At 57.3% G+C, this 13733-nt stretch carries 11 protein-coding genes; 7 read left to right on the top strand and 4 right to left on the bottom strand.

Going from position 1 to position 13733, the window contains the following annotated elements:
• From AC27HQ_RS14205 to AC27HQ_RS14185, 5 genes are all read left to right on the top strand, one after another.
• Window positions 1-1019, top strand: a 1019-nt coding sequence (locus AC27HQ_RS14205; RefSeq protein WP_487156844.1) for a methyl-accepting chemotaxis protein, incomplete at its 5' end; no start/stop codon positions are given.
• Window positions 1020-1121: 102 nt separating this feature from the next.
• On the top strand, window positions 1122-1799 hold the full coding sequence (locus AC27HQ_RS14200; RefSeq protein ID WP_487156842.1) for a CsgG/HfaB family protein: 678 nt from the start codon (window positions 1122-1124) through the stop codon (window positions 1797-1799).
• 20 nt (window positions 1800-1819) lie between these two features.
• Window positions 1820-2182, top strand: coding sequence for a DUF4810 domain-containing protein (locus tag AC27HQ_RS14195; RefSeq protein ID WP_487156841.1), 363 nt, complete (start codon window positions 1820-1822; stop codon window positions 2180-2182).
• Window positions 2179-2835: a DUF799 domain-containing protein gene (locus AC27HQ_RS14190; RefSeq protein ID WP_487156840.1), complete on the top strand. Its 657-nt coding sequence runs from the start codon at window positions 2179-2181 to the stop codon at window positions 2833-2835. Before AC27HQ_RS14195 ends, AC27HQ_RS14190 begins: the two co-directional genes overlap by 4 nt.
• A 67-nt stretch (window positions 2836-2902) precedes the next feature.
• Entirely contained in the window at window positions 2903-3778 is an 876-nt protein-coding gene (locus AC27HQ_RS14185; protein ID WP_487156839.1) for a cation efflux transmembrane domain-containing protein, read from the top strand.
• Window positions 3779-3844: 66 nt separating this feature from the next.
• Here the strand turns inward: AC27HQ_RS14185 and AC27HQ_RS14180 are convergent, their stop codons facing one another.
• Window positions 3845-4291 (bottom strand): DoxX family protein, encoded by a 447-nt coding sequence (locus tag AC27HQ_RS14180; RefSeq protein WP_487156838.1) that lies wholly within the window; start codon window positions 4289-4291, stop codon window positions 3845-3847.
• Between the two features lie 251 nt (window positions 4292-4542).
• Here AC27HQ_RS14180 and AC27HQ_RS14175 point away from each other — a divergent pair, with 251 nt between their 5' ends.
• Window positions 4543-6225, top strand: a complete 1683-nt coding sequence (locus tag AC27HQ_RS14175; RefSeq protein ID WP_487156837.1) for a sensor domain-containing diguanylate cyclase — start codon at window positions 4543-4545, stop codon at window positions 6223-6225.
• Between the two features lie 51 nt (window positions 6226-6276).
• Here the strand turns inward: AC27HQ_RS14175 and AC27HQ_RS14170 are convergent, their stop codons facing one another.
• The 3 genes from AC27HQ_RS14170 to AC27HQ_RS14160 form a co-directional block, all read right to left on the bottom strand.
• The gene (locus AC27HQ_RS14170; protein ID WP_487156836.1) at window positions 6277-8493 is read right to left on the bottom strand and encodes a putative bifunctional diguanylate cyclase/phosphodiesterase; all 2217 of its coding nucleotides are present in this window, start codon (window positions 8491-8493) and stop codon (window positions 6277-6279) included.
• A 76-nt stretch (window positions 8494-8569) separates the two neighbouring features.
• Window positions 8570-10888 carry an ATP-dependent DNA helicase gene (locus AC27HQ_RS14165; protein WP_487156835.1) on the bottom strand — a complete coding sequence of 773 codons (2319 nt, stop codon included), beginning with the start codon at window positions 10886-10888 and terminating at the stop codon, window positions 8570-8572.
• Complete coding sequence (locus AC27HQ_RS14160) at window positions 10885-12564, bottom strand: VRR-NUC domain-containing protein (protein ID WP_487156834.1); 1680 nt, start codon at window positions 12562-12564, stop codon at window positions 10885-10887. The genes AC27HQ_RS14165 and AC27HQ_RS14160 overlap by 4 nt, the downstream gene beginning before the upstream one ends.
• A 156-nt stretch (window positions 12565-12720) precedes the next feature.
• Here AC27HQ_RS14160 and AC27HQ_RS14155 point away from each other — a divergent pair, with 156 nt between their 5' ends.
• Entirely contained in the window at window positions 12721-13731 is a 1011-nt protein-coding gene (locus tag AC27HQ_RS14155; RefSeq protein WP_487156833.1) for an Lnb N-terminal periplasmic domain-containing protein, read from the top strand.
• Window positions 13732-13733: the final 2 nt, after the last annotated feature.

Raw genomic sequence — 13733 nt, 5'->3', positions numbered from 1 at the left:
CACTGAAACGAGGTTCATTCCCAAGACAGCGAGCTGACGGTAAAGCGTTATGGGTTGAAGGGACTTATTTTCCGGTCAGAAACGCTCAGGGAAGCGTGGTACGCGTTGTCAAGATTGCCAACGATGTTACTTCTTCATACCAAGATAGCGCTGATAAGGAGGCTTTGCTCACCTCTCTGAATCAGTACATGGCCGTGATCAAGTTTAAGCCCGATGGCACTGTGATCGAAGCAAATGAAAACTTCTTGACCGCAATGGGTTATCGGCAGGCGGATATCGTTGGTAAGCATCATCGCCAATTCTGTTACGAAAGCTTTTACAAGCAAAATCCTGATTTCTGGGGTCGGCTTGCTAATGGCGAAAGCTTTACAGGACGTTTTGAGCGTAAAGACAGTCGCAATAATCCCGTATGGCTCGAAGCCACTTATAGCCCAGTGCTGAACGAGTTTGGCAAGGTATGTAAGGTAGTCAAATTTGCGATGGATGTTACTCAGCAGGTTCTGCGCTCTCAGAATGCGCGCGATACGGCCGCAGCGACCTCCGAGCAGACATCTCAGATTGCCATGCAAGTCAATGCTGCTATTGAGCAGGCAGTTTCTGCTTCGGCGGAGGTTTCCAATGATATTTCTTCTGCTGTTGAACTGAGTAAGGATCTTGAGCGTCAAGCAGCCAAGATTTACGGAATCGTAAGTGCCATTCAATCCGTTGCAGATCAAACCAATCTCCTGGCTTTGAATGCAGCCATTGAAGCCGCGCGTGCTGGGGAGGTGGGTCGAGGTTTCGCTGTAGTGGCTGATGAAGTGCGTGCCTTGGCGGCGAAAACAGGACAATCTTTGACTCAAATATCAGAGGTTGTCAGTGAAAACAATAATATGATTGCTAGCCTCAGGGAAAAAATGAGCACTGTTAGTGATCTTTCTAATAAAAGTATTGAACGCGTAGGGAGTGTCGCAGACGGCATCCTTGAGGTTGAGCGCGGTGTCAGTGACTTGGCTAAGGTCATGTCACAATTGGCTTGATTGAAAGATACCAATCAAGCCAATTTGCCATATTCCCTTGTTTGACGTCTGCGGCTACTATCGGTGTGCCATTACTCAATTCCTGGAAAAGGACTCCTACAGGTGATCAACAAGTCTGCGTTGTCTGCTACCGCCCTGGTAGCTGTGTTTGCCCTTGGTGGCTGTGCCACTGAAACACACCGCACCCTCGAGGTACCCAAGGTAGAAAGCTTTGGTACCTTTTATCAGGGCGAGCGCTCGCCGATTGCGGTCGGACAGTTTGATAACCGTTCCAGCTACCAGCGCGGTATTTTCTCCGACGGTGTTGACCGTCTGGGCAACCAGGCCAAGACCACGCTGGTGACTCATCTGCAGCAGACCAATCGCTTCAATGTGCTGGAGCGGACCAACATGGCCCAGTTGCAGACTGAAGCGGGCTACAGCGGTGTAACCCAGTCGATCAAGGGCGCCAGCTATGTGGTGACCGGTGACGTGACCGAGTTCGGCCGCAAGACCGTTGGCGATCAGCAGTTGTTTGGCATTCTCGGACGCGGCATGGAGCAGGTTGCCTATGCCAAGGTCAATCTGAATATCGTCAATGTACAAACCTCTGAAGTGGCCTACTCGGTGCAGGGTGCGGGCGAATACAGCCTGTCCAACCGCGAAGTGGTCGGCTTTGGTGGTACTGCCGGTTATGACGCAACACTGAACGGCAAGGTGCTGGATCTGGCCATCCGCGAAGCGGTCAACAATCTGGTGCGCGGCATTGAATCCGGCGCCTGGAATCCTGCCGGGAACTGATCACGACAAGGGAATGTGTTATGAAGTCACTTTTTCTCAAGGGCACGCTGCTGGTCGGCGTTTGCCTGGTGAGCGCCTGCGCTCCGGTTTCACCGCCGCTGTATTACTGGGGTAATTACCAGCCCAGTCTGTACCAGTATCACCAGAATGGCACCACCGACTACGCCGGTCAGATTGGCGCGCTTGAAGCGGTCCTGCAGCGCGCCCAGGCCCAGGGCCAAAGCGTGCCGCCGGGTCTGCATGCACACCTGGGCATGCTGTATTTCAATACCGGGCGTGAGGGCGAAGGCCGAGAGCAGTTTGCTATGGAGAAACAGCTGTTTCCCGAGTCAGCCCACTTTGTCGATTACGTAATGAAGGCGCAGCCTGAGGTGACCCCATGAAATCAAGGATGATGGCCCTGTTGGGGCTGGCCAGTCTGCTGCTGACAGGTTGTGTGACCACCACCCCCTACGATTACACTGCCTTCCGCGAGAGCAATCCGCGCTCGATTCTGGTGCTGCCGCCGGTCAATGCGTCGCTGGATACCACCGCCAGCTATAGCTTCCTGACCCATGTCAGCATGCCGTTGGCCGAGGGTGGCTACTATGTATTTCCGGTTGCCGTGGTGGAGGAAACCTTCCGCGAAAACGGCATGACCAATCCGGATGAGATCCATGCCCTGCCGCTGGAGCAGTTGAACAAGGTGTTTGGTGCGGACTCGGTGATGTACATCAGCATCAAGCAGTATGGCACCAGCTATCAGTTGCTCGCCAGCGACACCCGCGTGACAGCTGAAGCCAGTCTGGTGGATGCCCGTACCGGTGAGCTGTTGTGGAAAGGTCAGGCGACTGCCTCCAGTACCGAGCAGAGCAACAACAACCACGGTGGGGGCTTGTTGGGTGTGCTGGTGGTGGCGCTGGTAGAGCAGGTAATCAACTCGTCCACCGACCGCAGTTACCAGATCGCCGGTATGACCAGCACACGCCTGTTGTCGACCAATGCGGTCAACGGCGTATTGCCGGGGCCGCGATCACCGCTGCATCAGCGGCAGTAAAGGCTTGGGCCTGGCCTGATTGAGGATCAGGCCAGGCAAATCAGTCAAAGATTGCGAGGCGTCAGTCATGAAAGAATCCTGCAATTGTACAGACACAGACAACACCAGAAGCTGTTCGGATCAGAATCCGTCAGCCCCGGCACAGTGCTCCAGTCTGTTCAGTTTGCCGGGCATGGATTGTCCCTCGGAAGAGCGGATTATTCGTCTGGCGCTAAGCCCGTTTGAGGCGGTTAAAGCACTGCATTTCGATTTGTCACACCGCCAGTTGCGGTTGCAGCATGATGGTCCGGTCGAGCCGTTGACAGCCAAATTGGTCAGTTTGGGCATGGGAGCCGTGCTGCTGTATTCACAACCTGCCGAGATAGATCAAGTTCAGCCTGCGACGTCATCTGATGCTCAGGAGGCGCATACGCTGCGCTGGTTGCTGGGCATCAATGCAGTAATGTTTGTGCTGGAGATGGCAACTGGGTTGATAGCGCAATCAGCGGGTTTGATTGCTGACTCGCTGGACATGTTTGCTGATGCCGCGGTCTATGGCTTGGCACTTTATGCCGTAGGGCGTGCAGTTAGCCTGCAGATGACCGCAGCCCGCATTGCCGGTGTGGTGCAGGCGGTTCTGGCGCTGGGGGTCTTGCTTGAGGTGCTGCGGCGCTTTGTCTTTGGCAGTGAGCCGCAATCTCAGATGATGATGGCTGTTGCCTTGCTGGCGTTGATAGCCAACAGTATTTGCCTGTTTATGATTCACAAACATCGCCAAGGCGGTGTGCATATGCGCGCCAGCTGGATCTTTTCAGCCAATGATGTGCTGATCAACCTGAGTGTGATTATTGCCGGTGCCCTGGTGGCCTGGACCGGTTCAAACCTGCCAGATCTGCTGATAGGCACTTTGGTGGGGCTGATAGTGTTGAATGGTGCACGGCGTATCCTGGCGCTCAGGGCTTGACCGAGCCAGAGATAATAGCCCTGCTTCGCACCGGTATCAGGTGCCAAAGCAGGGTTGGCTGAGGGGTTAGTTCGAGCGCTGGCTGATCAGACGATCAACCGATAGAGCACCGGCACCGTTAAAGGCCAGCGCAACCGAGATGGCCAACAGTGCCAGGCCAAATTCGTAGCCGTTGTTGCTCATGAACAAGCCGTTGCCGAGGTGAACCACCAGGATGGCAACCAGCATGGTTAGAGCCAGTACCACAGCCGCAGGGCGGGTCAGCAGGCCGAGCAGCAGGGCAATGCCGCCGAAGAATTCGGCACTGCCGGCGCCCAGCGCCATCAGGTAGCCAGGCTGCAAGCCGATGGAGGCCATCCATTGACCGGTGCCTTCCAGCCCGTAGCCGCCAAAACTGCCAAACAGCTTTTGGGCGCCATGGGCGATAAAGATGATGCCAGCGGGGATGCGCAAAGCCAGTCCGGCAAAGCCGTCGTTGGTTGCCAGCAAACGTTGGATGAATGTGATGCTCATGGTGAATCCTCGATAAGGTCGTTGTGATGGTTGATGTCGTTACTGTATTGATTAATTGTCTGAATGAATAACGCAGCTTTTTGACCAGAATGATCAACATTTTGAAACAGTAGCAGAGCCAGTCTGATTTCGCCGGTAGCAGCAAAACGGCTACAGGGATGCTTTATGTGGGGCAGGTGGCATGGACTGGTTATAATGGACGTGTTGCCGGCAATGGCGCTGGTAACTGATTTGACCTGAAGGTGGCCCTTTTGAGCCTGAAAACCCGTTTCCAGTTGGTCATTGCGGCTTTGTTGGTGCTGGCCAGTATCGTGACCTGGCAGCTGTTCATGCAGATCAGCGAAAGCATTATCGAAAGCTGGGGTGTGCGCACTGTTGAAATTCAGGTGCGCTATGACACGGCGCGGCTGATGCAGCCGGTTGAGCGTGAACTGGCCCTGGCCCGGCAGATGGCTGACTCCACGGTGCTCAAACGCTGGGCCCGGGACCCGGAGAATCCCGAACTGCATGCCGCAGCCATGCTGGAAATGGAAAGCTTCAGACGTAACTTCAGCGCCAATAATTTCTTTGTGGCGCTGCGAGAAACAGGTGGTTATTACTTCAATAATGCCGAGTCCGAGTACCTGGGTCGGGAGCTGCGCTACAACCTCAATCCTTACAAACCTGAAGATGCCTGGTTCTACCAACTGCTGAGCCTGAATAAAAATTTCCACATGAACGTCAACCCGGATGTTGAACTGGGTATTACCCAGTTGTGGATTGATGTGTTGATGGAGGATGAGGGCACGCCACTGGGTATTGTGGGTACCGGTATTCCGCTGGAAGAGTTGCAACGTGAGGTGGTGGATATCCAGCAGGTCGGTATTACCACGCTGTTTGTCGATCACAGTGGTGCCATCCAGTTGCACAAGGACAGCCGGTTGATTGACTACGCCACGCTGGTAAAACCGGAAGGGCAGAAAAACACCATCGCGCTGCTGATTGATCTGGAAGAAGACCGCCAGGCGCTGGCTTCTATGATGCACGATTTGCGCAGTGAGCAAGCCAGTCAAGGCCGCGTTGCCAGCCGTTTCATGCAGGTGGACGGCCAGCGACATCTGGTCGGCGTGGCCTATTTGCCGGGTCTGGACTGGTTTGAGGTCAGCCTGATCGATCTCAATGAGTTGATGCCGGTCAGCCAGTTCACGGCCGTGCTGGTGGTATTCATCATTACCTTGCTGGTCGCCCTGTTGCTGGTCAATCTGACCCTCAGTCGGCTGGTGTTCAAGCCGCTGGTGCAGCTGGAGGCGGCCATGCTGCGTCTGCGCGATGGCCAGCCATATGACCAGGATCTGCCGCGCGGCAAGGGCGAGATTGGCCAGTTGATTGAGCACTTTGCGACCATGGCCAGGGCCATTCGCAGCAATACCCAGGAGCTGGAGCGCAAGGTGGCCGAGCGCACCGAGGAGCTCAATCGCCTGGCCCGCCATGATCCCCTGACCGAGTTGTTGAACCGGCGCGGCATGCAGGAACTGCTTGAGCTGGAGCATCAGCGTTGTGAGCGGCAACATACCGAGGCTGGGGTGATCTGGCTGGATATGGATTACTTCAAACAGCTCAACGATCAGTTTGGCCATGACCTGGGTGATCGCGCCCTTAAGCGCGTTGGTGATGCGCTGCGGGCAACCATTCGGCCTTATGATCATGCCGCCCGCTGGGGTGGTGACGAGTTTCTTGTCCTGGTTTCGCCCTCGGATGCGGCCAATCTGGCCAGCACCGCTGAGCGCCTGCGCGAGGCGATCGAAAACATTGAACTTGAGGTCGGTCAGCGCATGAGTGTGAGTATCGGCACGGCCCTGCTGTCAGACGGCAAGGTCCTGCAGGCGGCTCTGCTGGCAGCCGATCAGGCGCTGTATCGAGCCAAGGCGGCAGGCCGTAATCAGGTGGGCGGCTAAGTCACGGATCTGTTTGCCGCTTGTGTATGGGGTCAGCGTTGTTCTGGTGTTTTATCGCCGCTTGTGGCGGCGTGCCGTTTCTTCGCTGTAATTATCAAGATATTGCTTTATCTCACTGAAAGATAAAGGTTTGGAAAACAGGTAGCCCTGATACTCATCGCAATCACAGGCACTCAGAAACTGTTTTTGTGCTTCCGTTTCAACGCCCTCTGCGTTGACCTTGCGCCCGAGGTGACGGGCCATGGCGATGATGCCCTGGGTCAAAGCGGCGTCTTCTGCATGGCTGTCGACACCGCTGACAAAGGAGCGGTCAATCTTGATCTTGTGTACCGGTAAAACCTTCAGGTAGCTGAGGCTGGAAAAACCGGTACCAAAATCGTCAATCGCCACTTGCACACCGAGTTCGTTTAGTTGCTGCAAGGTAGCAACAGCGCGATCCGGATTGGTCAGCATAACGCCTTCGGTAATCTCCAGTACCAGTAATTCAGGCGCCAACTGGTGGGACTGCAGGGCGTGCTGTACCAGGGTGCAAAAATTGCTGCGCAGTAAAAAGATCGGGGAGATATTGATGGCGACATTGACCGGGTTGCTGCGGCCCTGATTGAGTTCGACTATCTGTCGGCAGGCGGTGTCCAGCACCCATTGGCTGAGCGGAATGATTTGCCCGGTGCTTTCAGCTACGGGGATAAACCGCGTTGGCGGGATAAAGCCTTGCTGTGGATGCTGCCAGCGCAGCAGGGCCTCGAGGCCGATTACCTGGCCGGTGACGTCACTGATTTGCGGTTGATAGTAGAGTTCGAAGCCATCCTGTTCGAGGGCCTCCTGCAGGTCATGGCGCAGGGTGGTGAGTTCGCAGGCACGATCTTCCAGGTTGCTGCTGTACCACTGGTAGCTGTTGCGTCCTTCCTGTTTGGCCTTGTACATGGCCAGATCGGCATAGTGCAGCAGGCGCTTGGGCTGTTCGACGTGGCCGTCACTCATGGCAATACCGAGGCTGGCGGTGACCCGCAGATCCACTTCTTCAAGCCGGTAGGGATGGGCAATGTCGGCAATGATACGTTCGGCAATGGCCGCTGCGTCCTGCTCAGCGGTGAGGTTGGGTAGAATGACGATGAACTCGTCGCCGCCCATGCGCGCTACCGTGTCTCCCGGACGCATCAGCAAGGCCATGCGTCGCGCTACTTCGATCAGCAACTGATCACCCAGATGATGGCTGAAGTTGTCATTGATGGGTTTGAAACCGTCCAGGTCGATCAGCATGACGGCCAATTGTCGGCCACTGCGTTGGGCAGCCAGGCAGGCCTGTTGCAGTCGATCATCAAGCAGGCTGCGATTGGGCAGTCCGGTCAATTCGTCATGCTGGGCAAAGTGCGCCAGTTGCGCCTGCAGGCGGCTGGCTTCTGCTGTGCGCTGATCCAGGCGTCGGGCTGCTGCCAGGGATGTGCGCAGGTTAAAGCGGCTCAGATAGCCAAAGATCAGCGCAGCCAACAGCAACAGTGGCATAAGCCATATCAACATGCGCGTGCCAGGGCGTTCGCTGTCCCATTGCAAATGCAGGCTGTCGCCACCAAGGACCGGCAGGGCGAGCAGCGAACTGTCGTCGCCGTCCTCGGCAGACACCTGGCGCAGATTGCTGATGCCATAGTCGTTGCCCATGGATTGCAGGGACTGTGGATGGAGTTTTTCAATAAACAGCAGGACCGATGCGGGCCCCCCGATGGCCTCTACCGTCGGATCGTCACCGTCGGAGATGGCCGCTGCGCCGCCCAGTGCCAGTTGCCCATCGACGCTCAGGTAGTAACTGACGGCCTGTTGATCCAGTTCAGCTGCGCGGGCCTGGGCAAGCCAGTCGCTGATGTCCTGCCCCAGCCACTGCTCGGCTGTCGTATCGCGTATCTCGCCCTCGATCAGGGCGTAACCTGTGCTGCCGTCCGGTGCGATGACAAAAACGCCCTCATAGCCCATGGCGTCATACATGCTGCGACCCATGTTGGCACGTGTGTAGGCCCAGTCCAGGTCCAGCTTGGCATGCAGATGCTGGTAGGCATCGCCCCAGAAGGCATAGTCAATGACGTTGCGCTCGGCGTTGCGGCTGCCCGCATCAATGGCCTTGCTGGTGTAGAACAGGTTTTTCCTGGCTTCCGCTGTGTTCTGTTGGTGGGCGATCAGGATGATACTCAAGGCACCCAGCAGCACCAGCGCCAGGATCAGGCCGGTCATACAGAGCAATGCCGAACGGGTATTGCGGTAGTGAGCCTGATTGGTCACGGTGGCAGCAGAACTCCGGTGGAAGACGTTGGCTGGTTGTCTCATCCTGAGTCGTCGGCTTGACGTCAATATGCCACTATTCGAGTGGCGTATACAGGTCTTTCAGACCAACTGCACTGTTATCCAGCCGGTATGTGACAGGCCGCCACCAAAGCGGCAGCAACTGGCGCACAGCCGGCTTGGCATAGCGGTCATCCAGCAGGTAGACCACGCCCTGATCATCGATGGTGCGGATTACTCGCCCGGCGGCCTGTACGACCTTTTGCAGACCGGGATACAAGTAGGTGTAGTCGTAGCTGGATGTCTGGTCAAATATCAGTGCCAGGCGGTTGCGTATTTCTTCGTTGACCGGGTTGATCTGCGGCAAGCCCAGGGTGGCGATAAAGGCGCCGATCAGACGTTTGCCGGGCAGGTCGATGCCCTCGCCAAAGGCGCCGCCGAGTACGGCAAAACCAATACTCCGGGATGATTCGGTAAAGGCATCCAGGTAATCCTGCCGGGCCAGCTCGTTCATATTGCGCGACTGCTCGCTGACCGGGATATGCGGGTAGCTCTCGCTGAAGGCCTCCAGCACCTGTCGCAGATAGGCGTAACTGCTGAAAAATGCCAGATAGTTACCCGGACGGCGCTGGAACTGCTCGGCCATCAAACGGCAGATGGGCTCCAGACTGGTCTGGCGGTCAGGGTAACGGGTAGACAGGTTGCTCAGGCTGTAGACCTGTAACTGTTCTGCGCTGAAGGGTGACTCCACATCCAGTGCCCTTGCAGTTTCAGTCAGACCAAGCAGGTCGGCGTAATAGTGCGCCGGGCTGAGGGTGGCGGAAAACAGCGTGGCACTGCGGGCTACGGCAAAACGCGGTGCCAGAAAGGGCGCCGGGACTATGTTGCGCAGGCACAGCGTGGAGGTGGCGCAGAGGCTGCTTTCCTCGTCGCGGCTGATATCAAACAGCGAATGCGGGCCGTAGGCTTCGGCCAGACGGCAGAACAGCATGGCCTGCAGGTAAAAGCTCAAGAGCAGGCTGTCGTTACCGGCGGGCTGGTCGGTCAGGTGGTCGGTGATGGCGCTGACGGCCTTTTGCAGGGCCATGACAAACAGATCGGCGACGGCCGGGTAGACCTGATAGGGCACTAATTGATCGGCATGCAACTGCTCCCAATGCCGACTGACACGGTCAAAGACCGACTTCAGACCCTTGGGCGCGATACGTCGCAGGGTGTTGAATTCAGCCTGATTGAGTTCGGCGCTGTACATGCTTCGCCCGCGGTCCACCAGATTGTGCGCTTCATCCACCAGCAGGGCGACGCGCCAGTCGTTGGCCTGGGTCAGGTGGAAGAGCAGGGCGTTGATGTCGAAGTAATAGTTGTAGTCGCAGACCACCACATCGCTCCAGCGGCACAGCTCCTGGCTCAGGTAATAGGGACAGATCTGGTGCGCCAGGGCGATTTTGCGCAGTGTCGGAAAATCCAGCCAGCGCCTGTCTACAGCCGCTTGTCGCGCCGCTGGCAGACGATCAAAAAAGCCCTTGGCCAGTGGGCAGGACTCACCGTGACAGGCTTTGTCGGGGTGTTCACAAGCTTTGCCCCGTGCCGTGTGTTCAAGAATGCGCAACGGCAAGCCTGGCTGATGCGTGCGCAGTTGTTGCAGGGCATCCAGGGCCAGACGTCGACCGGGGGTTTTGGCGGTCAGAAAGAATACCCGATCCAGTTGTTGCTGCGGCATGGACAGCAGTTGCGGGAACAGGGTGCCGAGGGTTTTGCCAATGCCGGTCGTGGCCTGGGCCAGCAGGTGGTAGCCGTCACGGACTGCGCGGAAGACGCCGGCAGCCAACTGCTTCTGGCCAACCCGAAAGCTGGCATAGGGAAAGCGCAGGCTGCTCAGGTGCTGATCACGTTCAATCCGATGCGCACTTTCCTGACGTGCCCATTGGATAAAGCGACTGCATTGCAACTCGAAGAATTCGCGTAATTCCTCGGCGCTGAATACCTGACTGAAAGGGCTTTCCTGCTGGGTCACGACGTTGAAGTAGAGCACGGTCAGTTCGATTTCGGGCAGGTCGCGCATCTGGCACATCAGCCAGCCATAGACTTTGGCCTGAGCCCAATGCAACAGCCGGTGGTTGGCCGGAATACGGGAAATATCGCCGCGATGGGTCTTGATCTCTTCCAGCTGATTGCGCTGCGGGTCGTAGCCATCGGCGCGGCCACTGACTTGCAGGCCGGGATAGCTGCCGCTCAGTGGAATTTCGCATTCGTAGCCCGGGCCACGGCGTGAGACCACGGTATGGTGTCCGTTGATGCCTTCCTGGGCGGTGGGTGAGGGGGTAAAGCGCAAATCAAGGTCGCCTTCCTTGGCGGTAAATTCGCACAGGGCGCGCACGGCAATGCGGTAGCTCATGCATCACTCCATTGCACATGGCAGACCTGCACCGGCATACCGTGCTGTGCGCAGAGTGCCAGCCAGCGTTTCTGGTTATCCTGCAGACGGTCGCCGGGACCCTTGACCTCGATCATCCGGTAACGCCGTTGCTGCGGCCAGAACTGGATCAGATCCGGCATGCCGGCGCGGTTGGCACGGATATCTGCCAGCAGCCGCTCGAACCAGACACGCAGGTGTGTGGCTGGCAGGCAGTGCAGTGCCTGATCAAGCAGCTGTTCCGTCAACAGACCCCAGAATACAAAGGGCGATTGCAGCCCCTGTTTGGCGCTGTAGGTGCGGCGGATGCGCTGGATATAAGCGTCGCTGTCGAGCGCTTGCAAAGCCTCGGCAAACAGCCCAGCGCGGCGCTGGCGAAAATCGGCCTGATACAGGTCCGCCGGCCCGCTTTGGAAGGGATGGAAAAATGCACCCGGTAGCGGGGCAAAGATCGCCTCCCAGCAGAGCAGGCCGAACAGGCTGTTGATCAGGGTGTTTTCGACATAATGCACCGGGCCATCGGTTTCATTCAGGTGCAAGGCAACCGCGACTTCTACCGATTGCCGCTCGGGCTGCGGCAAAGTTAAATCCAGGCGGTTGATCTCGACTGTGGGGGCTGGGTTGGGCAGGGGCTGTCCAAGACGTTTGCGCAGGCGCGGCAGAACCCGCTGCAGGCTCTGCTGTTCAGCTTCACAACGGGGTGCTGCCAGCGCTTGCATGGCGAGTTCATGGGCGGCGGTATAGTCGGCACTGAGCTCCAGAATGCGGATCTGCCGTTGGCGTGCCTCAGGGTGGGCATTGTTCGCATAGTGTTGCAGGGCCAGAGACAGCTCGCCCTGACGCTCGGCCTGACGGGCCAGATTGAACTGCAGGCGCGTCAGACGCTGCTGAATCCACGGGCTGTCCGGCTGCATTCGGTTGAGCTGATCCAGTGCATCCAGTATCGGTTCGCCTTGCTCAACAGATTCACGACAGGCATGCAGTTGCAGGTACTGCTCCAGTTGCTGGCGGCTCTGAAAGCCCCGCGAGACAGTGTCCATGTCAACCTGCTCGTACTGAAAGATACCCAGGTCAGCCAATACAAAATCGGCCCAGCCCTGATTCAGGGTGCCAAAGAACAGCAGGCGCAAGCGCTCGCATAAAGCGTTGATCGTCAGACTCAGCAAGCGGTCCTGCGCAGTCGGCCACCACTGAGTAAAGCATTGCTGCTGGGGCCAGACCTCAGTCAGTCGCTCAACCAATTCGGTTTTGCCGAGTTTGCTGCAGTGACTGGGTGTGAGGCTGGTTGCGGCAGCGGGGTCGCTCTTTATCTGGTCTGCCAGCATTAATAGCAGCTCATCCTTGCGCAGCAGTCTGGCCAGTTCGGGCAGGTTCAGCACCAGGTCGTCCCGCACCCAGCCGAGGGTCAGCAACGGCTCTGCGGCAAGGGCGGTGTCGCCGATTTCCTGGTAATTGAGTTTGCTCTGGCGAAAGTGCTCGCCCTTGCGCATGACCATGCGCACCAGCAGCGCCTGACTGGCTGTTGGCAGTGCCCGAAAGTGCAGGATAAAGGTCTGTTCTTCTGCCGACAGCACGTCCCCATAGCGCGCTGCCACCCAGTCGATGACCTGGTGGAAGTTGTGCAGGTAATACAGATCGCTGAGTGGTTTTTGGAGCATGCGTGTCAGTACTGGTTAGGTATACAGTATTGTGCGCTGGTGTCCTGATCGATTCAAGACCCGGGTTGTAAGCAAAAGCGCTTTCCGGCGGAAAAGGCAACGTCGTTCGCATTGCGTGCTTTCCGGGCTATCAGGGAGGATGGCATCTCAAGTAGGATGTCTGATCTTTCAAGGGCTACCCGAATCGGCATGCTGCACACCCTGTTACTCAGTGTTTTGACCCTGGCGATACTTTTCAGCAGTCTTTGGGCTGTGTTGGCGCTTTGGTACCGTTTGCCTCTGCTCAGCATGGCCTGGGTAGCTGCGCTGTTGCCGCTGTTTTACCTGCTCTGGGCTGGCCAGTTGTGGATGGTATTGCCGGCCTATGGCCTTTGCTATTTGTCGCTGCTGCTCTGGTGGCGGCGACTCAAACCGAGCAACGAGCGGCATTGGACCGATGATCTGGCTCGCACCACAACTGGCAGCATTGAGGGCGACAGGGCAACCCTGTTTAACCTGCGCAACTTCAACTGGCGTAGCAAAACTGACTACGACGTTCGCTGGGAAAGCCGCGAATACGATCTGAGCAAGTTGCAGTCAGTCGACATGATTACCTCCTACTGGGATTACCGCGCCATTGCCCATGTGCTGGTGTCCTTTGGTTTTGAGGGCGGCGAGCATGTGGTGTTTTCGGTCGAGGTGCGCAAGGAGCGTCATCAGGACTACTCGGAGATCGGTGGCTTTTTCAAACAGTTCGAGTTGAGCATTGTCGCGACCGACGAGCGCGATGCGGTCCGCGTGCGAACCAATGTGCGAGACGAGCAGGCGTACCTGTACCGTATCACCCTGAATCAGCTGGATGGCGCCGGTCTGTTCCGCGCCTTTGTCGAGGAAGCCAACAGCCTGGCGCAATGCCCACGCTTCTATCACACCATCAGCGCCAACTGCACCACGGAAGTCTTTCATATGATGCGCCGGATCGTTCCCGGTCTGCCGCTGGATTATCGCTTGCTGTTGTCCGGCTATTTGCCCGACTACGTGCAGAAGGTCGGCGGCCTGCAGCCCGGCTTCAGCGCCGAAGAGCTGCGCCGTCGTGGTCGTTTTACCGAGCGTGCGCTGGCCGCGGATCAGGCTGAAGACTTCTCCAGGCTGATCCGCCGTGGTGTCCCGGGTTGGGAGCTGGAGTAACT

It is taken from the genome of Halopseudomonas sp. 4NH20-0008, from assembly GCF_057548395.1.
Note: the sequence above shows the minus strand (reverse complement) of the source record. Positions and strands in the feature narration are given on the sequence as shown.